This is a genomic window from Chitinophaga sp. G7 BAM 1005 (genome assembly GCF_057126945.1).
On record NZ_CP181478.1, the window covers coordinates 4,655,342 to 4,676,385 of the forward strand.

A 21,044-nucleotide genomic window follows, 5' to 3' on the forward strand; every position below is an offset into this window, starting at 1 on the left:
TGATTTACAAAAACTTATATTTGGCGGTCCATACTTGGGAAATAATACATAGCAATAAAGCAGTATATCTCATTATTTATGAAACATTAAATACTTATCATAAATACAATAAGGAAATATATAACTTGCTAATTAAGGAGTATTCAAATCAGAAAAATTCATATGAAGCAATACGGGCGGCAATTAAAGACTTTCAAAAGAAATTTGGTTATCCTAAGGAAATCGGTAATATCAGAAATGTTTTGGCTGGACATATCTCAAATAATTTCCCCCTTTACTATGATACTTTATTAAAACTTGATACTGAAAAAACAAGCCAAATGACTATGGCTTTTTTGCAAATCATACGAGACCTTCAAAATTTTACTAGCGAGCTAAATTTAACTACTAATAGCTTGCTAGATACAAAGGATAATCGAACAACTTTGTGAAACACACCTTCATTGTTGCTTAATTTTAGTTGTAAAATCATATCTTTAACAAGATACGTCAACCCAAATAAAACTAAGTAAGCCGAAACAGGATCAAGTTGAAAAGTTGGGGGATAGTGTAAATTTTAAGCATACAGTTTAGTTAATCTATAAAGAAAGAATTCCACATCCCGTACCCCTCTTAGGGCGTTTCTAAAGGACTTTATTTTTGCATTAAAAGATTCGGCAGCGGCGTTAGTAGCCCTGTTATTGAAGAAGTTGAGGATGCCCAGATAATGAGTTCTGATAGTCCTGGCAACGGTTTTGAAGGATAATATCCCCGCTTCCTCTACGTCATTATACCACAAAGCCAGTTTCTTAAATGCTTCTTCTTTACACTTGCAGTGCTTATAAACCTCACCCAATCGAAGGGATAGCTGGTAAGATTTATGAATAAGAGGATAGTTACTAAACAAGAGCTCCGCTCTCTGCCGCTGCTCCCTGGTCCATAGCCTGGGATGTTTAAATAGCAAATATCTGCTTCTGGCTAACAGCTGCTTAGCGGTGTCGCCATTGGGTAGCTTGACAGGCTCATATTTTACTGCTGTTCGTTTTGCCTGTTCATATTCCAGGTTCTCCTGTTCCAGAGCCTCCCAACGATGTTTTATTCTTATTTCCTGTACCGCTTCAAAAGCCAGGTGTTGTACGTGGAAACGATCTATTACCCGGTGAGCATTAGGGAAACAGGCTTTTACTGCCTTATTCAAACTGCCGGACATATCAACAGTGACTTCGTGTACTTTCCCGCGAAGACGCTTAGGAATTTTAAATAGAATTTCTTTCAGAAATTCAGACTGAGTACCCTTGATCATAGCCACTATTGAGCCTTTACGTCCTTTAGCTAGCTTATTAGTAACGATGGTATACAGTTCTCCACTTGAAAAGGCTGTTTCGTCTATGCTTAAAGTGGTGCCGATATTTTGCTCGAATAGCATCCATTCACAAGCGTGTTCCTTTTGATCCCAGGTTGTAAAATCACTAAGATGATGCTTGTATTGCTGGCCTAACTGTTTTCCGTCTATCTGATAGAAATGGCCTAATTGTACTGGGCTTACAGGATATTTATCTAAGTAATCCTTTTAAAAAAGCACCGAACTCTGGAGTCATTCGCGTGCCTTTTTTTACTATTTCCCAATCTCTTGTTATTATTTCTCCATCCTCTAAAACCTCCCACCGCCGCCGCTTGGCATGTAGGGTGACCCTTTGACCACGTATAGGAAAATCTTGAATTGCAATTTCTGAGAAGAAGCCTTTGGAGTGTGCTTTTTTATGCTGATGTTCTACTGGAATCTTATTCTTTTCCTCCAGATATATATTTATACCCTCTTGGTCCTGGCTTGAATCTATTAAGTCAAAATACTCTAAAACCCCTGCGGGTAATAGCATCTCTACAAGTTTACGAAAGTTCTGATCCATGTGCGTCGTTGGCTAATCTGCTGCAAAACAACTATTTTCTACGCTATCCCCCAACTTTTCAACTTGATCCCCGAAACAGCGAATCTGCACTTTGATAGACTAACAAATAGACCAAAACAACAAAGCCCGCGACCAGCGCGAGCTTTGCAATCTTCCAGTGATCCCCTTGGGACTCGAACCCAAGACCCATACATTAAAAGTGTATTGCTCTACCAACTGAGCTAGGGAATCTTTTACCCCGTCTTTTTGTTTAACGGAGTGCAAAGATAGGAATTATTTATTTCCAGCCAAATTTTATTGAAATTATTTTATCACTTCCCCGTAAACACAAGCTTGTAGCGGATTACAGGATCATCTTTTTCCTCCGCACTGAAAATATGCAGCATATAATATTTGCCCGATACCCAGTCATTTACACTGTTATCATAAAACGGACTACCCGGATTTCCGCTCTGTCCGCCGGGATAAATACCATATGCTTCTGTTTTGTCCGATAGCTGCACCACCATACGCCAGGAAGGTCCATGTGTTTGCTTGGTGGCATTCACAATATGCTGGCCACCGCCTGTATTCAGGTGTAAAGCACTGAAAGCAGGAATACCGCGTGAAAGGTGATTGATATCTGTACCGCGCGCTTTTCCCAGTTCGAGCCTGCCCGCTTTGTTCAGCTCCGACAGCTCCGTTACTGTTTGCACAAATGCGCCTTGCAGCAGTTGTGATAAGGTTTCTTTTTGTGGTGTATTAACGTTATCTATAAAGTGGAAGGTGGTATCATGCAGCAGTAATTGCAATGTGGTGATAGACTGCGGATAAGTCAGGATGGTAGTGTCTTTGGGATGCAGTTCATCCTGCCAGATGGTATCTTCCAGGTGTGCCCATAGCGCATTAAAAATGCTGGCTGCTTTGCTGTCGGGTGTGGCCATAAAATCCCAGGAGGTTAACAGCTGCCAGTAGGGCTGTTGTTGCGCAGTGAGTGAGCTGGTATCAATGTGTTTCCGGATCATGGGCATGGCCGCGGCGGCGAACAGGTTTTTGTCGTCATTTTGCAGCTGCATCATATCCTGTGTGGTGATGGCGCTCATAGCAGATAGTCTTTCATTGATACGCTTGCCACGGAAAAGATCGTATTCCCCGTACAGGGCATATGGATAGGTGCTGTCCGTGGGGCGTTGATTGGCGGAGCTAACAAATCCTCTTTCAGGATTTTTTATATGCGGCAATTCCTCATGAGGAATAAATCCCTGCCAGGCATAGGTGCTGTCGCTGCCGGGCATGATCCATTTCCCCTGATCCTTCCAGCGCAGCGGGTACTGACCATTATGCCAGATGGCGATATCACCTGCTTTATCGGCAAATACAAAGTTTTGCGCAGGACAGGTATACCTGTTAAGTGCATTCAGATAATCGTCGTAATTATGGGCTTTATTGAGCTTGTTAAAGGTGGCCAGTTCGTTGGACGGGTCCAGCGCTTTCCAGCGCATGGCCAGGAAGGTTTGTCCGGCTGTTTTATCCGGGAAGGTGTTATCAAACATAACAGGCCCAAATACAGTGTAGGCAACGGTATCACGAACGGTGGCGGCGCCCCGTACCTTTATTTCTTCTATGCGCAGGTCTGCTTTGCGATAGCTGCCATTGTACAGGTATTCAGAGAGGCCATTACGAAATTGCATGCTGTAATAATCTTTCACATCTTCTTCTCCGTTGGTAACGCCCCAGGCGATGTGGTCGTTGAAACCGATGATCACACCGGGTGCGCCCGGAAGAGAAGCGCCGTATACATTCATATCAGGTGTATGGATCTGTACTTCATACCAGAGTGAAGGCAGCGACAGGTTAAGATGTGGGTCACTGCAAAGGATGGGCGCACCAGAGCGGGTTTTGCTGCCGCCTACGGCCCAGTTGTTGCTGCCGTTATCCGGATCGGGTTTGTCTGTTTTAAATTTCATGTATGCTGCTGCCGCGGCCAGCACGCTATCTGGAGGCGTAGTGGGTTTCATGGTGGCGGCCGGATAAGGAGTGCCTTTCGGGATAATGGGATCAGTGGCTTCGTGAAAGTCAGGATACATCAGGTCAAAGTCCTGCAGGGAAAATAAACGGCGCGCGTTGGTGAACTCGAGGTCATTGGCGAACCCCGCGAGGTCATGCGCCATATACTTCAGTAACAGGGCCGACTTGATAATATCCCATCTCTCCGGTTTATAATCCAGTATTTTATATTCTACAGGATAAGTGGCAGGGGTAAGGGTGGCAATATAAGCGTTAACACCGGCGGCGTAAGAGGTTACAGCTACTTTGGTAGCCGGATCTGCCAGCATCTCTTTTACAGTGCCTTCTGCAGCGTATACCATGCCGAGGCGGCGTTGCTTCCGGTCGTACTGCACCAGTTTGGGGCCCAGTATTTCCGATAAGCGGCCGGCGGCGGCGTAGGTCTGCAACTCCATCTGCCAGAGGCGGTCGCGCGCAGTTACATATCCCTGTACATAATAGGCATCTCCTTCGTTTTCTGTAAAAATATGCGGTACCATACGGTCGTCATACCAAACTTCTGTTTTACCGGATAGCCCGGGTAACACCAGCTGTTCATGGGGGAATTCTCCAATAGGTTCTGCATTTTGCCAGAAGCCCGTCTGCGGACTTAGCAGCTTTCCCAGTGGCGGTATCTGTCCCAGTTTATGACTGAAAGCGTATGTAAGCGATAAGGTAATTGCTGCGGTGATAACTGCGGGGATGATTCTCATATTACATATCGGATGTAATATGTAAAATACATCAAATTTGATTCATAACCGCTTATGACTGTAATACTTTTATTAGATGGGCCACCTCTTCCGGCGTATTAAAACTATGCAGTACAATGCGTAGGCGCTCCGCTCCTTTTGGCACCGTAGGATGCAGGATAGGCCGCACATCCAGGCCGGCCGACTGCAACCGTTGAGCAATACCGCGGGTATGCTCATTACCGCGTGTAAGCACCGCCTGTATAGGTGTTGTACCAGGTAACAACTCTGCATCAACAATACCGGCGCGGAATTGCGCAATCAATTCCGACAGCTTTTTTCTTTCTGCCTGCATATAGGGAAATGCAGCATACCCGGCCTCTATTGCAGCCAATGCAGCGGGTGGTAAGGAGGTAGTATAGATAAAGGACCGGGAGAAGTTGATCAGGTAATCACGTAATATCCCGGAACCCAGCACCACGGCGCCATGACAGCCAACTGCCTTCCCAAAAGTATGAATACGCGCAAAGCAGGCTCCTGTCAATTGCAGGTGTTGCACCAGCCCTTCTCCCCTGTTGCCGATGATGCCGGTAGCATGTGCCTCATCCACTATCAGGTGCGCGTTATATTGTTCGCAAATGGCTGCTATAGCGGCCAGCGGAGCCAGGTCACCATCCATAGAATACACCGATTCTATGGCTACAAAAATATTCCCGGTAGCATGTTTCAGTTTCTTCTCCAGGTCAGCAACATCGTTGTGCACAAATGAAAACGCCTGTGCAGCCGATAAACGCACGCCATCACGGATAGACGCATGGATCAGCTGATCGTAGATGATGGTATCTCCTTTGCGTCCCAAACAGGAAAATACGCCCAGGTTGGCGTCGTAACCGGAGTTATAGAGCAAACCGGCTGCCGCGCCGTGAAAATCTGCCAGGTCCTGTTCCACAGAAACAATCCACTCATAATTACCCGCCAGCAGCCTTGATCCGGTGCTCCCGTGGGCCGGATGCCTTTCCTCCATCAGCGTATGGATATATTCCCTCACTTCCGCATTCCTGGCCAGTCCGAGGTAATCGTTGGAACAAAAATCTATTTTATCTCCCGGCAGCCGCAATTCGCGGAACGACTGCTGTTCCCTGCGCTCATCAAGCAACCGCGTTAAAAAAGAAGTACTGTCTTTACTCATTGATCTGTCTTTATCGATGCACAATTTAAACTTTGCCGTTATCTTCGCAAAAAAGCCGCAGGCTAACCGTTATTTTAATATGAGCAAAGTATCAATACTCGGACTAAAACTGCCTACCGATCCTCGATGGGTGAATCTGGCAGCCATTTCATTACAGGACATTCTTACGGATCACGCCTATTGCGAACAAAAAGCGGCATCTTCTGCCATTTCACTGATCCAGCGCAACCCGGAAAGAACAAGGCTGGTAGAGGAACTGGCGCCCATCGTTACGGAAGAATGGGGACACTTCCGGCAGGTACTTGCTGAAATGAAAAAACGCGGCCTCTCTTTAGGTCGTCAACGGAAAGATGATTATGTAAATGCACTGATGGATAACCGGGTGAAAGGTGGTCATGCCGACGACAGCTTCCTCGATGCCCTGCTGATCTTTGCATTGATCGAAGCCCGCAGCTGTGAACGTTTCCGTTTATTGAGTGAAGGTTTGGAAGATGAATACATGCGCGAATTCTACCGCAAATTCATGATCTCCGAAGCAGGACACTACCGCCTTTTTATTGACCTCGCCAATGAATATTTCCCGGAAGAAAAAGTGCGGAACCGATGGCAGGAATGGTTAAAAATGGAAGCCGAAATATTGCAGAATATTGATGTCCGCGGCGATCGGATGCACTAAGCGGATGTTGTCTTTTTCAGGATTAGACTGATTACACTGATTTTGTTGATTTTACTTTTTTGGATTTTATAAATGATTTTAAAAAGATTTTGGGAGATGTAAGCAGATATATCCACTTACATCTCCCAAAATCTTTTTAAATCAACAATGATCAAATCAACAAAATCAGTGTAATCAGTCTAATCCTGAAAAAGACAACATCCGCGTTAGAAATTAAACCCGAGGTTTACATAAAACTTCAGCCGCCCCGACTGATCATTATACATCACCGTGGCTTCTACTGGTCCCAGGCGGCTGCTGTAACCCCCACCGAGGCCGTAGCCGGCAAGGTATTGATATTTTCCGCCGCCGGAAATTTCTCCATCATATACCGCTGCGCCAACCCGTGGAATAGCAAAAATATTCCTGAGCACTTCGTACTGCCAGGCTACCTGCACCGCGCTGATTTTTGGCGTAATCACTTCCCCCTCGTATATCCCCACGAAAGGCACCTGGTTACGGGTGATATTGGTCATACCGCCCACTACAAAAGCATTCACCACCGACTCTTTATAATTAAGATTATAACCAATGTTACCATCCAGCTCTATGGCCGACTTGCGGCCCACCGGGATATAATATTTCAGGTTCAGCGCCAGGCGCTGATAGTCGTGGAAGTTTACGCCAAGTGTATCATAGTCCTGCTCCACTCCCTGCGAGCTCACTTTAATGCCCGGGTGCTGGTTGTAGATATGCCCCGCTTCCAGGTCCAGCAACAATCCTTTGGTAGGATATATTTTCTGGTTGAGGGAATTGATACCGAAATTAATATAGGTATTCAGCTGGTTGGTACTTCCCCGCACCTCCATAAAATTAGACAGCTGCGGTTTGTATTTGATATATTCCCAGCGTGTTCCCGCTCCTATAGACATATTGCGGGTGAAGGTATACTGCATATCCACATTTACATTGGCATACTTACTGCGATACGGTTGTAGCTTATTAAAATTAATATCGTAAAAAGTAAGGCCATTATTCTCGTAATAGGTACTTAATCCAAACCCAAAATTACGACTGCGTCCCAGGTACTTGAAATACTCTGCTTCCAGTCGCGGGTTTTCGCTGATCACCGCCGTTACAAACGAACGCGAGTTGGGCACAATGAAATTCCGCTGTGTTAAATTGATGATGGCATTTGCGCCTGTAAACGTGTTATAGTTCAGGGCAAATTTTACATACGTAAGCGGGTTTTCTTCTACCTGTATGTCCATCCGGCTTTTGCCATATCCTTCCGGCACCAGGTTATAGGTAATGAGTTTGTAGAAGCGGGTGCCATATACATTCAGGATGGCATTTCTCAGCTGCGTAGGCGTATAACAGCCGCCGGGTTTGAGATGCAGCCGTTGCAAAAAGAATTTCTGATCGGAGTGAATCAGGCCGTTCACATGCACACTGCTCAATTCTATATCTGTAGCAAATGGCAGACGGTCGGCCACAAAAGGAGGTTGTGGATATAATGCATTCAATGAATCTGCGAGATGCTTAAAAACCGGGTACATCTCCCTACCTTTCCTGCGTCCTGCTTCAATAATAGAGTCCACGCTACCAAAGCTGGCGGCAGAGTAGTTCTCCAACTCCCTGTTCATCGGCACATAAATATCACATTGTTTGATGGCTTTGGTAAAATCGTCCGCATCTTTATAAAATCCCAGCTGGTAAAGGATATCAAAGGGGGTAACCAGTTGATCTGCTTTGCGCAGGCCACCGCTCACATTGGCGCCAATCACGATATCTGCGCCCATTTCCTTCGCGGTGATCACGGGGAAGTTACGGACTACCCCTCCATCCACCAGTTTGCGGTCGCCGATTTTCACGGCGGTGAAAATAGAAGGGATAGCCATGCTGGCGCGCAGGCTGGTCACAATTTCGCCGCTGTCGAGCGTTACAATAGCGCCGGTAGCTACATCGGTAGCAATACATTTAAAAGGGATATTAAAGTCTTCAAAGTTTTTGATATCCTTCACGGGCCAGCACAGCTTGGCCAGCTCCAGCCACAGCGCTTCCCCCGAAATTACGCCGGAAGCCAGCTTGGGTTTACCATATTCAAAAGGAATTTCAATGATGTATTTATTGTACTCCCGTTTTTCTTCGTAAGAAATATCGGTAAGAACGGGCTGGTTAGAGAACAAACTGTTCCAGTTCAGTTTACGGGCGGCTTCTTCAATTTTGTTCCCGGAATATCCCATTGCATACAGGGACCCCACGATGCTTCCCATGCTGGTGCCGGTTAGCAGGTCTACTTTCAGCCCGGCGCTGTCTATTGCTTCCAGGATACCGATGTGCGCAAGGCCCCGGGCTCCGCCGCCGCTGAGCGTTAATCCTATCTTAGGTCTGTTGCTGATCGTTTGCTGAGCCTTCACGGTATAGTGACACGTAATACAAGCTAACAACAATAAACTGATAGCCCGGCTAATGTGAGCTTTTGATCCCTGCTTCATTGTAAATAATTGGCCCTTATTAAAGATAAGGCTTTATAGACATTCCCGGATGTTAAGCACAAGAGATTTTTAGTTGGACATTTGCTCCCATAGTAAATATTCATTATCTTATTCCCCGCAAAAAGCTCACTACTAAAAGCTAGCGTTTACAATTAACACGTATGAAGAACTCGCTCCCCTCGCAAAACATCTGGCAGGTTATCATGGCCTCGTCGGCTGGTACGCTCATTGAATGGTACGACTTTTACATCTTTGGCAGCTTATCCGCCATCATTGCTGAAAAGTTTTTCCCACCCAGTAATCCGCAGCTGGCCTACATTGCCACGCTGGCTACCTTTGCGGTAGGCTTTATTGTGCGTCCCTTTGGCGCTATTGTATTTGGCCGCCTCGGCGATATGGTAGGACGTAAATACACGTTCCTCCTCACGCTGCTCATCATGGGTGGCTCTACCTTCGCTATAGGCCTTATTCCCAGCTATCATACCATCGGTATACTGGCGCCCATACTGGTACTGATACTCCGCCTCGCGCAGGGCCTGGCCCTGGGTGGCGAATATGGCGGCGCCGCTACCTATGTGGCAGAGCATTCGCCCGACAACCGCCGTGGTTATTACACCAGCTTTATACAAACCACCGCCACACTGGGCCTGTTTGTATCGCTGGGCGTAATCCTCGTTACCCGCATGCTTATGACGCCCGATGATTTCAACAACTACGGCTGGCGGATACCTTTCCTTTTGTCGGTGTTACTGGTCATTATGTCCTATTACATACGGATACGCTTGCACGAATCCCCGTTATTTGCGCAGATGAAGAAGGAAGGCAAAACCTCCACCAACCCTATCAAGGAAAGCTTTGCCAATAAGGAAAACCTGAAACTGGTCATGATAGCGCTGTTTGGCGCCGCGATGGGTCAGGGTGTGGTTTGGTACACCGGTCAGTTCTATGCGCTTTCTTTTCTCCAGAAAACTATGAACATAGAATTTGTGCAATCCAATATCATCATTGCCATTGCGCTGCTGCTGGGTACGCCCTTCTTTATTTACTTCGGCTCGCTGTCCGACCGTATCGGCCGTAAAAAGATCATGCTCACGGGCATGCTGCTGGCAGCTCTCGCCTATTATCCGATCTATAAAGCGATGGATAATATCGGTAATGTGCAGCGGAAACAGGAACAAACGGAGCTTTTCAGGATAGAAAGTAATTCTACCCAAAGTGAATCCGGGGAACTGGTACTCAAAACCACCCGTGTGCACAGCTATACAGATGGCAGCATCCTGAAGGAAACGGCTGATAAAAAGGAACTAACCGTAAGCCGTATGAATATCCTGTGGCTGGTGATCCTGATATTCATCCAGGTACTGTTTGTAACAATGGTATATGCGCCTATTGCGGCTTTCCTGGTAGAACTATTCCCCACACGCATCCGGTACACGTCCATGTCACTGCCCTACCATATTGGTAACGGCGTTTTTGGCGGATTGCTGCCCACCATCTCCACCATCCTGGTTACCAATACCGGCAACCACCTGGCGGGATTGATCTACCCGATCGGTATTGCTGTGATCTGTTTTGTAATTGGTATTATTTATCTGAAAGATAAAAGAGGCATTCCGTTGTAAACGGGGTAAAGCGGAGGGATATTCCCTCCGCTTTACTATTGAAAATGTTGCAGCAAGTCATCCAGCTTCAGCTGCGGATGAGCCGCCATCAGTTGCTGTACCTTTGCCGCATAATGCTGGAGAAACTGCCGGTGCTGGGTACTTTCAGGGTTAAAGGGCCGGTGATTGGCCGCCCGGTTTATTTCCGCAATGCTGTGCAGCAGTTCCTGGCTGGCAGAACTGATACCCGCCTTCACCACCTGCTCCCAAACATAGTTAACCGCCAGTTCATTGGGATGCACCATATCTTCTTTATAAAAACGGTAATCGCGTAAATCATCTATCACCAGCTCATATGCCGGGAAATAGAACAACCGGTTAAACTTAGTCACCAGGTGATGAACAGCCTGTAGTAGTATAGCTTTGCTGAGATTATTTTCTACTACCCCATCACGGATGTAACGCACCGGGCTAACGGTGAAGAGTATATTAATTTTCTTGTTACGGAAAAACAACCGATGCATCACATTGTCCAGTGCTGTCACTATTTCATCTACTGTGAGCAGGCGTTTATAGAAGTTTCCGGCCGGCACCTTATGACAGTTACCTACCAGGCGGTTATTTTCTTTTAAGAAGTAAGCATGTGCGGACCCCAGCGTAATAACGAGCCAATCGGCGTTTTCAATAGCGTGCGTGGCGGCTGCCTGCATCCGTTGAATGTTGTCCAGCGTGGCTTCCGGCGTAAGGCCGGAGAAACGGCTGTGATGATCCCAGCTGTTCCAAAGGTCATTGTGCTGGAAAAGATCTTCTGGCGTATATACTTTCCCGTCGAGATAGGAAGTAAGGGCTTTGGTGATGCTAAGCGGATTGTATAGGATGCCGTGAGGGTTCACCACGGTATTAAAGCGGTGCTCCTGCAGCCTTTCGCCGATTTCTTCTGCAAAACAGGATCCCATCAGCAACAGCTCATGATCATACTGGATAGCGGCAGACAATGGCGCCACCGGAAAACTTAAATGAAATTGCATGTATTACAGTTAATCTTTAAAAACGGCATCTGCCAGTCGCTGTGCGCCCCTCAGTGCTGTCATATCCAGTGTGAGCGGCTCTTTCCGCTGATGGCAGAAAGCAATCATGTTTTCCGTAGCCAGGTTGCCTACCAGCTCATCTTTAGCCATAGGGCAACCGCCGATTCCTTTGATCGCGCTGTCAAATCGTTTGCAGCCCTGCTCATAGGCAGCCAGCACCTTATCTTCCCAGTTATGCGGCGCTGCGTGAAAATGTGCGCCGAACTCCACATCCGGGTACGCGGGGATGAGGTGTTTGAACAAGCCGGTAATAGTAGCGGCATCTGCAACGCCTACCGTATCAGCGAGGGAAATAACGCCGATTTCCATCTTCACCATTTCTTCTACCCACTGTAATACAATTTCCGGGCTGTAAGGATCTCCATAAGGATTACCAAAGCCCATAGAAATATAGATCACCAGCTCTTTCCTGTTTTTAATGCACAGTTCCTGCATGGAATGTACCTGTTCCAGGGATTCGGCAATTGTTTTATTGGTATTTCTTAACTGGAAAGTTTCCGATATGGAGAAGGGAAAGCCGAGGTAATTGATTTCATCAAATACCACCGCTTCTTCCGCTCCACGCAGGTTAGCTACAATGGCCAGCAGCTTACTTTTGGAGCCCGACAGCTGCAGCCGGGGGATCACGTCTCTGGTGTCTGCCATCTGGGGGATGGCTTTGGGAGATACAAAGCTGCCAAAATCGATGGTATCAAAACCTACTTTTAACAGGGAATTCAGATACTGCACTTTTTCATCCGTACTGATCATTCTGTGCCAGCCCTGCATGGCATCACGAGGGCATTCAACTAGTTTTAGCATAGTAAACCATTTTCTTTGCGGGTTCCCGCGGGTCCGCTTAAATATTTACCGTTCTTTGTTTCAGCGCTTCATATAAAATGATGCCGGCCGCCACAGATACGTTGAAAGATTCAAAATTGCCAGCCATCGGAATGCGGAACAACACATCAGAAGCCTTTATCAGCGCCGGGTACACGCCTTTATCTTCCGAACCCATGATCACCGCCACCGGCTCTTTAAGATCGCAATCGTACAATTTTATTTCTGTTTCCATTTCACTCGCCATTACCTTGATACCGTTGAGATGCAGGGTATCAATAGCTTTGTTCAGGCTGTTGACCCGGCAAACCGCGATACTTTCCAATGCGCCGGCAGATGATTTCACGGCCTCTTCATTCAGTGCGGCAATGCCTTTATCGGGAATAATGATGGCCTGTGCGCCGCAACACACGGCACTCCGGGCAATTGCGCCTATATTACGTACGTCTGTAATACCATCCAGTATGAGGAACAGCGGGGTTTCGCCCTTTTCTGTAACATGCGAAATCACATCCTGCAGATCCAGGTAGGTTACGTTGCCGGCAATGGCTACCACTCCCTGGTGATTGGCCTGGGTTAGCCCATTGAGCTTTTCCACCGGAACATAGTTGATGGGGATATTGTTGGTTTGGGCCAACTCCCTTATTTGCGGAATGATATCGCCGGTAGCGGTGCGCAGCATGAAGATGCGCTCAATAGACTTCCCGGTGCTCAGGGCTTCCAATAACGGCTGACGGCCAATAATCATGGTAGATTGCTTTGGCCGCTGCGTTGCATATTTTTTCGGACCTCGTTGCCCGTCTCTTCTTTCACCTTTGAAAGCGTTAAATTTCCTTTCCATTTGCTGCAAAGGTAACGGGTTTATTTGTTTAATAAGCCTTCATAGCCCATTAGCTTTACTTTTTGTATGGCCGCTACCGATAAGGAATCCGTGATTTCAAAGTCATTTACCATCCGGTAGGCTTCTTCAAAAGGCACTTTTTTAACGATCAGCTGCTCTGTTTCTTCCGGTTCGGCCTCCCGTTGCTCCAGTCCCCGTGCCAGGAATACCACTCCTTCTTCATCAGAAACCGAATTGGAAAGCGCCATGCGCGTAATCACTTCCCAATGGGATGCCACCAGGCCGGTTTCTTCCAGTAATTCCCTTTTAGCGGTATCCAGCGCGGTTTCCCTTCCCAGCGGAGCGCCCCCTTCAGGGATTTCCCAGCAAAACTGCTTTAACGGGAAACGGTATTGCCCTACGAGGTAAATATTCATATCATCGTCCAGCGCCACCACTCCTACGGCGAGGTTCTTAAAATGTACCACGCCATAAATACCGGCGCCGCCGGCAGGATTTAATCCTTCATGATGCCATATACTGATCCAGTTATTGTCATATCTCATTTCCCGGGAATGAATGGTCCAGGGATTCTTTGTTGTGTCCATCGTTTTGCGGAGCGGGGGGATCGCCTTCGGCGATTTTAAAATGTCTTGGAGCAGGATTACGCTGATTATACTGATTTTTTTGATTTTATTTTCTTCTGATTTCTTTATTGATATATTTTGATTTTAGTAATGAAGGGAGATATCAGCAAGTATATCTACATCTGCTTTCTTAATTATCTATAAAAATCAAAAGAAAAATCCAGAAAAATAAAATCAGTATAATCAGCGTAATCCTGCTCCAAGACATTTTAAAATCGCCGAAGGCGATCCCCGCGCGTTTTTTAAAGTGCCTTATAATAGTAGTAGGAGTTCGTATCTTTTATGAACCCTTCTTTTTCGTAGAGCTTCTGCGCCCCGGTGTTGGCAATGTAGGTTTGCAACATCAGCCAGGCAGCATTGGTAGACTTACCGTATTCCGCGGCTTTATCCAGCAGGGCTTTGCCAGCGCCCATACCGCGATGTTCTTCCAATACATACAAGTCGTTCAGCAACCAGCCTCTTTTCATTCCCAGGGAAGTGAAGATGGGATATAGCTGTGTGAAACCAATAATTTCGGCATCCAGCATCACCACAAATATTACGCTGTCTTTTTGCGCAATCCTTTCTGTAATGAAACCCAATGCGCCTTTGAAATCGGGCGCCTGATCATAGTAACCGCGGTAGGCATCAAACAATACCGCCACTTCATTCGTGTGTAACTCCGTTGCCTGAATAACGTCCATAAGATAACAGATTTAAGAATCCATCTCAATTTAATTCATTTCCATAACAAAAGAAAAGATGCTCCGTCCGGTAAACACCGGGGTGAGCATCTGTCTATTAACTTCTACCTTAAAAAATTATAGCTATTACTATTTTGCAGCCGCAGCAAGGCTTTTCTTACTTTTATTTACCGCACCGTTCACCAGGTACACACCACCGATGGTGATCACTGAACATACACCGGTTAGCCAGGTGAGGTTTTCATGCAGGATGAGCCATCCCAGCAACACCGCTACCACCGGGTTGATATAAGCATAAATAGATACCTGTGCAGGCGGAAGATTATTCAACGCAAACACATAAGCGGAATACGAAAATACCGAGCCCACCAACACCAGGTACAACAGGCTTTCCCATAATTCAGCGGTAAAACTTTGTACCTCCACATGCTGCCCCAGGAATAAAGTAGCCACCAGCAACATGATGATTCCGCTGAAAAACATCTGGAATCCTGCACCATACAGGTAATTCACACCCAGCACCCACTTGGCCGTGAGCACAGAACCCAGTGCCCAGAATATACAGGAGATAAAACCAATGATAATACCGAACTGGAAATCCGGGTTCATGAGGCTTGATAAATAATTATAGAAGATACCTGCCACGCCGCCGAAGCCCAGGATCATACCAATGATCAGCTGTAAACTAAGCCGGGTGCGTTGTACCAGGAAATAGCTGGTGATGGTGATCCAGATGGGAATGGTAGCTGCAATGATCGCTCCCAGGCCGCTGGGAATATATCTCAGCGCCCAGGTAAGCAAACCGTTACCACCACATAGCATGAGTGTACCAATGACAAATAATTTCGACAACACTATTTTCCCCGGTAACTTATATCCCTTCAATAAAAAAAATCCGGTGATCAGAAATCCGGCGGCTGCCTGTCTTATGCCTGCCAGCATCACTCCGTGCATGTGTCTTACGCCCACACTGGATGCCAGGTAAGTGGTTCCCCAAAAAACACTTACAATGGCAAGCGCGATGTAAGCATTTGTATTTGATTTACGCATAAGTATATCTATTCACTATTTTCTCTGCCAGTACCTTCATGGTATCATAGGCCATCAATACATCTTTTTCGCTGGTGCGCCAGTTCACCAATGCCGCGCGGATGGCCGGCCGGCCGGCATAGGTGGTTGCGGTCATACATACCACGCCGCTGTCGTTCAGTGCATCCAGGTATTCCTGCACGGCCGCTGATGCTGCTTCCGGCGCCACTTCCAGCGTGAAGCAAACCACGCAGAGCCTTACCGGCGACAACACCACAAAATTCGGATCTGTGTCCAGCAGGCTACCCAGCTGTTTGGCCAGTGAAATATTATTTTCAACGAGCCAGCGATACCCTTCTTTGCCGTACGCCATCAAAGAAAACCATGCCGGCAAAGCACGCTGGCGCCGCGAGTTTTCGGGAATATGATTAATGAAATTAAATTGCGTGGCCGGATCGCCTAAGTATGCAGCGCCTGCATTCTGGAATACGGCCGATTGTAGTTGCGGATGTCTGCAAAAGATCATTGCGGCATCATAAGGCACATTCAGCCATTTATGTGCATCGATGGTGATACTGTCTGCCTGTTCCCATCCGTTCAGCAGGTGTTTCCACTGATCGCTGCAGGCGGCAAATCCGCCAAAAGCGGCATCTACATGTAACCAGAATCCATATTCCTTTTTCAGTTGTACCAGTGCGGCGATATCATCAAAATCAACGGTATTCACGGTGCCGCCATTGGCTACATAAATAATGGGAGTTCCTTTGTTCGCTTCGAGGTATTCCTTCAACGCGGCGATGTCCACACTTTCACGGTCAGGCAATACAGGAACACGCACCAGGTTATTGCGTCCTATTCCCATCATTGATATGGCTTTACCGATACTGGAATGCGGCACGGCAGATACCACTTTCAGTCCGGGCAGTGCGGCAATACCATCCGCTGCAATGTCCACGCCATGCTGCAATCCCACCCATTGCCGGCCGGTAGCCAGGCCGGTGAAGTTGGACATGGTAGCGCCGGAAACAAAGCATCCTAAAAATGCTTCCGGCAGCCCGAATAATTCTTTCAGTAAAGCAATGGTTTCCGTTTCAATATAATATGCGGCTGAACTTTTATCTGAAGAATTGAGGTCCATTGAAGAAGCGAGCCAGTCGCCCATCAGGGCGGCAGGCGTAACGCCGCCGGTTACAAAGCCCCAGTAGCGCGGCCCTGCGGCTGCGGTAATGCTGTTGCCATATTGTTGCAGGAAAGCTTCCAATGTAGCTGCACCACCTATTCCCGTACCGGGCATGGATACACGGCTATTGATCTGCACCTTTTTATCGGCTGCCAGTTTATCTATTGCGGATAAAAACCTGCTGCTGAAATCTTTGGTTAACTGTAATAACTGATCTGTATGTTTCAGGTCTTCCTGCAATTTCAATTCCATGATTACTCGTTGTTGATGAGAATTTTCGGGTGGTAATGCAGGAACAAAATTGAGACAATTTATTATCTGAAAACAGATTCAGTTTTCGAAATATTGACCATATCAGATTAATCAGAACAAGCCGGTAAATAAATCTGTGCGCTCATGCTCCAGGAGCCAGCGTTTACGCCAGAGGCCACCCGCATAGCCGGTAAGCGTGCCATCGCTGCCAATTACGCGATGACAGGGTACAATGATGGCCAGTTTGTTTTTACCATTGGTGGTACCTACGGCACGGATGCTTTTGGGATTATGGATCCGGCGGGCGAGTTGCTGGTAAGAAATGGTTTGTCCGAATGGAATAACAGTTAGTTGGTGCCACACCGTTTGCTGAAACTCCGTTCCTTCCTGGGAAATGGGCAGATCAAAAACTTTACGGTCGCCCGCGAAATATTCATACAGCTGTTGGGCACAATCCAGCAGTAGTGCGGGCGCCTGCGGAAAATCCACTACGGGTTTATCTGTAAAAGAAACAGCATTTATAAAATGAGCTGTACCACTGATCAGCAGCGGTCCAACGGGGGTGTCTATACGTAGATGATACAATCCGTCTTCCATGAATTAATCTATTGGGGTAATAGTGACCTCCACAAATAAAAAGTGGCGTATGCTGCATGTTCCTTCCACGGCTTTGTATACTCCTGCAATGCTGACATAGAAGGCTTCGCTTCCAAATTTAATCTATTTTTTATTGCATTCTGCAAACCAACATCTTCCAGTAAAACGGATTGTGGAAAACGGCGGTACTTCATCAGTGCATAGTTGGCCGACCAGTTGCCGATTCCCTTCATGGCAACCAGGCTTTCACGCGCGGCCTCATAGCTCATAGTATCCAGCGTAACTTCGCTGAGCGCACCACTGGCCATTTGCCGGGCTGTTTCCACGAGGTATAATGCTTTACTGCGGGAAAATTGCATGGGCGTGAGCTGATCCGGTGTTAGCGCGGCTATCACCTTTGGATGCGGGTATAAATAAAAATCGGTGTTGTCCAGTACCACATGATACCCAAACTGCCGGATAAACCGCTGCCGCAGCGTATAGGCGAATGCGAGGTTTATTTGCTGGCCTATCACAGGCCAGGTGATGGCCTCAAAAAGATCGGGCATACCAATCAGGCGAAGGCCATTGTATTGTTCTGCCAGTCCTTTTAAGAGCGGGTCTGTTTGTGTATACTGATAGAATGGTTGGAGGTTCGCATCCAGGTGCCACCAATGCGTGATATACCTGATAATGGGCGCTTCTGCCACGGCCTCTCCGGCAGGCGCCAGGATGGTTACTTCCAGGAAGTTGTTCTTTGAGCCAGGCGCAATTTCCACTACCACTGGTTCACCTTCCGACAACAGCATGCGCCGCACTTTCCCGTTGTGTATATAATGCAAACATTCTTTATCCGATCTCCCCAGGAAACGCAGGCATTCTTCAAAGGAGAAATGCGCAGGGTCGTTGATGGGGATCATTATTCTCTGCAAAGCCATGTTGCGAAAGTACGGAAAGCGGGGATTTTTGATTTACGGTTTCTTGCGGATTTGCCCAATTAAGCGAACGTCCATTGGTATATTAACGCTCCCGGCAACATACCTGTAATACCGCCGATAATACTGGCCACGGCATCCATTACATCGTAGCGCCCTTTGCCGGTAATTAATGAAAACAATTCAAAGCCATAACTGATAACGATTACCACGGCCAGGGCCACAAGGGCAGCCAGCAATGGCCTACCAGGAAACGTTAATGCCGAAACCACTTCGAGTACCGCCCCCATGAGGATACCTGCGAAAAAATGCTTCCATTTGTCAGGCGCTATCTTATTAAACATATCCGATATAAAATTACCTGCGGGGAAGATAATATATATTCATGAGGGCGTCTCCAACTAATCCTTCAGCCGGAAACGCCTTTATGAAACTATCCCTGCGGCAATGTCCTTGAAGTAATCGCAATGCGGTTCCATGAATTAATGACAACAATGGCCATTGTGATAACAGCAATTTCCTGTTGCGTAAAAACAGCCTGTGCAGCTTTGTATACCTCGTCCGGTACGCGGGTGGCGCTTACCAGCGTAACGGCTTCTGTAAGCGCGAGGGCCGCACGTTCTTTGTCGGTATAATAAGGCGCCTCTTCCCAGGCCGGCAGCCCGTAAATGCGTTGCTCTGTTTCTCCCATCTGGCGGGCTTCTTTGGTGTGCATATTCAGGCAGAAAGCGCAGCCATTGATCTGTGAGGCGCGGATCTTAATAAGTTCCGTGAGGGTTTTATCAAGACCGCTTTCATTAACAAATGTCTGCAATCCCATCATGGCTTTATATGCGCCGGGCAGGAGTTTGTAGATGTCCATTCTTGCTTCCATAATTATATTTTTTTAAGATGATTAGTAGAAAAACTGTTCGCTGATAATTTTACCGGCGCGTAGTCATGATTGTCGGTTTAGGATTACAAAATAACGGCAAAAAACGCCACCAAAACAGATACAGAATTATCGATATTAAACCATAACAGATTAACTTTGGAAAGATGAAAAAGAATAACGGGTTTATCTATCTTCAGCTGGCGGAGAAGATCCAGCATATGATCAGTGAAGGCGTGTATGCGGTGGGCGACAAGCTGCCCTCTGTAAGATCCCTGCACCAGGAACACGGTATCAGCATCAGTACAGCCCTGCAGGTGTATACCCACCTGGAAAAAAAAGGCTGGGTGGCCTCCCGGGAAAAATCAGGATACTTTGTACACTATTCAAAAAAATTACGCCCCGATCTGCCGCCGGTAACAGATCCGTTGCCTACCGCATTGAAAGTACAGATCAATGAAAAGCTCGCCATGTTCCGGAAAACCAGCGGTTCGCATAAAACTATTTCGCTGATAGGCGCATCGCCGGATATAGCACTGCTGCCGGATTTGAAGCTGAAGAAAGCGCTACAGCTGGTAGCGCGCGAACTGGATACTTCGTATATCCCTTATGGTGATATTTACGGCCATGAACCTTTCCGGAAACACATTGCCAGGCATTGTCTCAACTGGGGCCGGGCGGTATCACCACAGGATATTATTATTACCAACGGCGCTATTGAAGCTGCTGGTCTTTGCCTGCGTGCGGTAGCCAAAGCCGGAGATACCATTGCTATTGAATCGCCTACTTTTTTTGGGCTGCTGATGGCCATTGAAAGCCTGGGCATGAAAGCGCTGGAAGTCCCCACCGACCCGGTAACCGGCGTGAGCCTCGATAAACTGGAGGACGCTTTTAAACAAAAGAAAGTACAGGCATGTCTTTTTGTAAGCAACTACAACAACCCGATGGGCTGTTGCATCCCCGACAACAGCAAGGAACAACTGGCGAAGCTGCTGAAAAAATACCAGGTGCCGCTGATAGAAGACGACGTATACGGCGATCTGCATTTCGCACCGGAGAGACCAAGAACCGTGAAATCATATGACGAAGAAGGACTGGTACTTTACTGTTCGTCCTTCTCAAAGTCCATTGCCGCGGGGCTGCGCACGGGCTGGGTGATTGGCGGCCGTTACCAGGAAAAAATTGCACAGTTGAAATTCATTGCCTCCGGCAGCACCGGGATGTTGCCGCAATTAGTACTGAGCAAATTCCTGGACCAGCAGCGGCTGGATCTGCACCTGAAATCGCTGCGGCAATCGCTGAGCATGCAAACCATGCAGATCACAAAGGCGATACAGGAATATTTTCCGGAAGATACACAACTGACGCGCCCCAACGGCGGCATCAGTTTATGGGTCGTACTGTCGCCCAAAATAAACACCTGGCAGCTGCATGAAGAGGCCGTGGCGCAAGGGATCACGTTTACGCCCGGCGCACTGTTCTCCAGCCAGGACCGCTACCAGAACTGCATCCGGCTTACCAATGCCAATCCCTGGAGCGACGACCAGGACTGGGCCATTCAAACGCTGGGTAGGCTGATAGGGAAGCAACTGCGATAA

The 21,044-nt window shown here is 47.3% G+C and carries 20 protein-coding genes and 1 tRNA gene; 4 read left to right on the forward strand and 17 right to left on the reverse strand.

Annotation, left to right across the window (positions count from 1 at the left end; genetic code table 11):
- Window positions 1-20 precede the first annotated feature (20 nt).
- Window positions 21-431: a hypothetical protein gene (locus ACMXI2_RS18515; RefSeq protein ID WP_483777570.1), complete on the forward strand. Its 411-nt coding sequence runs from the start codon at window positions 21-23 to the stop codon at window positions 429-431.
- Window positions 432-556: 125 nt separating this feature from the next.
- Here the strand turns inward: ACMXI2_RS18515 and ACMXI2_RS18520 are convergent, their stop codons facing one another.
- The 5 genes from ACMXI2_RS18520 to ACMXI2_RS18540 form a co-directional block, all read right to left on the reverse strand.
- A complete protein-coding gene (locus ACMXI2_RS18520) occupies window positions 557-1,492 on the reverse strand; it encodes an ISAon1 family transposase (RefSeq protein WP_483782390.1) in 936 nt (311 codons plus the stop codon).
- Window positions 1,493-1,532: 40 nt separating this feature from the next.
- Window positions 1,533-1,856 carry an ISAon1 family transposase N-terminal region protein gene (locus tag ACMXI2_RS18525; protein ID WP_483777571.1) on the reverse strand — a complete coding sequence of 108 codons (324 nt, stop codon included), beginning with the start codon at window positions 1,854-1,856 and terminating at the stop codon, window positions 1,533-1,535.
- Window positions 1,857-2,044: 188 nt separating this feature from the next.
- Window positions 2,045-2,117: transfer RNA gene (locus ACMXI2_RS18530), tRNA-Lys, on the reverse strand.
- Window positions 2,118-2,197: 80 nt separating this feature from the next.
- Window positions 2,198-4,624 (reverse strand): penicillin acylase family protein, encoded by a 2,427-nt coding sequence (locus ACMXI2_RS18535; protein WP_483777572.1) that lies wholly within the window; start codon window positions 4,622-4,624, stop codon window positions 2,198-2,200.
- A 52-nt stretch (window positions 4,625-4,676) separates the two neighbouring features.
- A complete protein-coding gene (locus ACMXI2_RS18540; protein WP_483777573.1) occupies window positions 4,677-5,792 on the reverse strand; it encodes an aminotransferase class I/II-fold pyridoxal phosphate-dependent enzyme in 1,116 nt (371 codons plus the stop codon).
- A 79-nt stretch (window positions 5,793-5,871) separates the two neighbouring features.
- On the opposite strand from ACMXI2_RS18540, the gene ACMXI2_RS18545 reads away from it, so the two are divergent.
- Window positions 5,872-6,468 carry a MiaE family protein gene (locus ACMXI2_RS18545; RefSeq protein ID WP_483777574.1) on the forward strand — a complete coding sequence of 199 codons (597 nt, stop codon included), beginning with the start codon at window positions 5,872-5,874 and terminating at the stop codon, window positions 6,466-6,468.
- Window positions 6,469-6,674: 206 nt separating this feature from the next.
- On the opposite strand, the gene ACMXI2_RS18550 is transcribed toward ACMXI2_RS18545, so the two are convergent.
- Window positions 6,675-8,945: a patatin-like phospholipase family protein gene (locus ACMXI2_RS18550; RefSeq protein ID WP_483777575.1), complete on the reverse strand. Its 2,271-nt coding sequence runs from the start codon at window positions 8,943-8,945 to the stop codon at window positions 6,675-6,677.
- Between the two features lie 161 nt (window positions 8,946-9,106).
- Between ACMXI2_RS18550 and ACMXI2_RS18555 the strand changes: the two genes are divergently transcribed.
- On the forward strand, window positions 9,107-10,567 hold the full coding sequence (locus ACMXI2_RS18555) for an MFS transporter (RefSeq protein WP_483777576.1): 1,461 nt from the start codon (window positions 9,107-9,109) through the stop codon (window positions 10,565-10,567).
- Between the two features lie 35 nt (window positions 10,568-10,602).
- On the opposite strand, the gene ACMXI2_RS18560 is transcribed toward ACMXI2_RS18555, so the two are convergent.
- The 11 genes from ACMXI2_RS18560 to ACMXI2_RS18610 form a co-directional block, all read right to left on the reverse strand.
- The gene (locus tag ACMXI2_RS18560; RefSeq protein WP_483777577.1) at window positions 10,603-11,574 is read right to left on the reverse strand and encodes a GSCFA domain-containing protein; all 972 of its coding nucleotides are present in this window, start codon (window positions 11,572-11,574) and stop codon (window positions 10,603-10,605) included.
- Between the two features lie 9 nt (window positions 11,575-11,583).
- A complete protein-coding gene (locus ACMXI2_RS18565) occupies window positions 11,584-12,435 on the reverse strand; it encodes a hydroxymethylglutaryl-CoA lyase (RefSeq protein WP_483777578.1) in 852 nt (283 codons plus the stop codon).
- Between the two features lie 37 nt (window positions 12,436-12,472).
- The gene (gene rlmB, locus ACMXI2_RS18570; RefSeq protein ID WP_483777579.1) at window positions 12,473-13,294 is read right to left on the reverse strand and encodes a 23S rRNA (guanosine(2251)-2'-O)-methyltransferase RlmB; all 822 of its coding nucleotides are present in this window, start codon (window positions 13,292-13,294) and stop codon (window positions 12,473-12,475) included.
- Window positions 13,295-13,314: 20 nt separating this feature from the next.
- Window positions 13,315-13,881, reverse strand: a complete 567-nt coding sequence (locus ACMXI2_RS18575; RefSeq protein ID WP_483777580.1) for an NUDIX domain-containing protein — start codon at window positions 13,879-13,881, stop codon at window positions 13,315-13,317.
- 281 nt (window positions 13,882-14,162) lie between these two features.
- Window positions 14,163-14,603: a GNAT family N-acetyltransferase gene (locus ACMXI2_RS18580; protein ID WP_483777581.1), complete on the reverse strand. Its 441-nt coding sequence runs from the start codon at window positions 14,601-14,603 to the stop codon at window positions 14,163-14,165.
- Between the two features lie 129 nt (window positions 14,604-14,732).
- Window positions 14,733-15,653, reverse strand: coding sequence for an EamA family transporter (locus ACMXI2_RS18585; protein WP_483777582.1), 921 nt, complete (start codon window positions 15,651-15,653; stop codon window positions 14,733-14,735).
- On the reverse strand, window positions 15,646-17,064 hold the full coding sequence (locus ACMXI2_RS18590) for a pyridoxal phosphate-dependent decarboxylase family protein (RefSeq protein WP_483777583.1): 1,419 nt from the start codon (window positions 17,062-17,064) through the stop codon (window positions 15,646-15,648). The genes ACMXI2_RS18585 and ACMXI2_RS18590 overlap by 8 nt, the downstream gene beginning before the upstream one ends.
- A gap of 111 nt (window positions 17,065-17,175) precedes the next feature.
- A complete protein-coding gene (locus tag ACMXI2_RS18595) occupies window positions 17,176-17,661 on the reverse strand; it encodes a methylated-DNA--[protein]-cysteine S-methyltransferase (RefSeq protein WP_483777584.1) in 486 nt (161 codons plus the stop codon).
- A gap of 8 nt (window positions 17,662-17,669) precedes the next feature.
- A complete protein-coding gene (locus ACMXI2_RS18600) occupies window positions 17,670-18,578 on the reverse strand; it encodes a DNA-3-methyladenine glycosylase family protein (protein ID WP_483777585.1) in 909 nt (302 codons plus the stop codon).
- A gap of 59 nt (window positions 18,579-18,637) precedes the next feature.
- Window positions 18,638-18,919: a hypothetical protein gene (locus ACMXI2_RS18605; protein ID WP_483777586.1), complete on the reverse strand. Its 282-nt coding sequence runs from the start codon at window positions 18,917-18,919 to the stop codon at window positions 18,638-18,640.
- An 89-nt stretch (window positions 18,920-19,008) separates the two neighbouring features.
- Entirely contained in the window at window positions 19,009-19,449 is a 441-nt protein-coding gene (locus tag ACMXI2_RS18610; RefSeq protein WP_483777587.1) for a carboxymuconolactone decarboxylase family protein, read from the reverse strand.
- Between the two features lie 164 nt (window positions 19,450-19,613).
- Between ACMXI2_RS18610 and ACMXI2_RS18615 the strand changes: the two genes are divergently transcribed.
- Entirely contained in the window at window positions 19,614-21,044 is a 1,431-nt protein-coding gene (locus ACMXI2_RS18615; protein WP_483777588.1) for an aminotransferase-like domain-containing protein, read from the forward strand.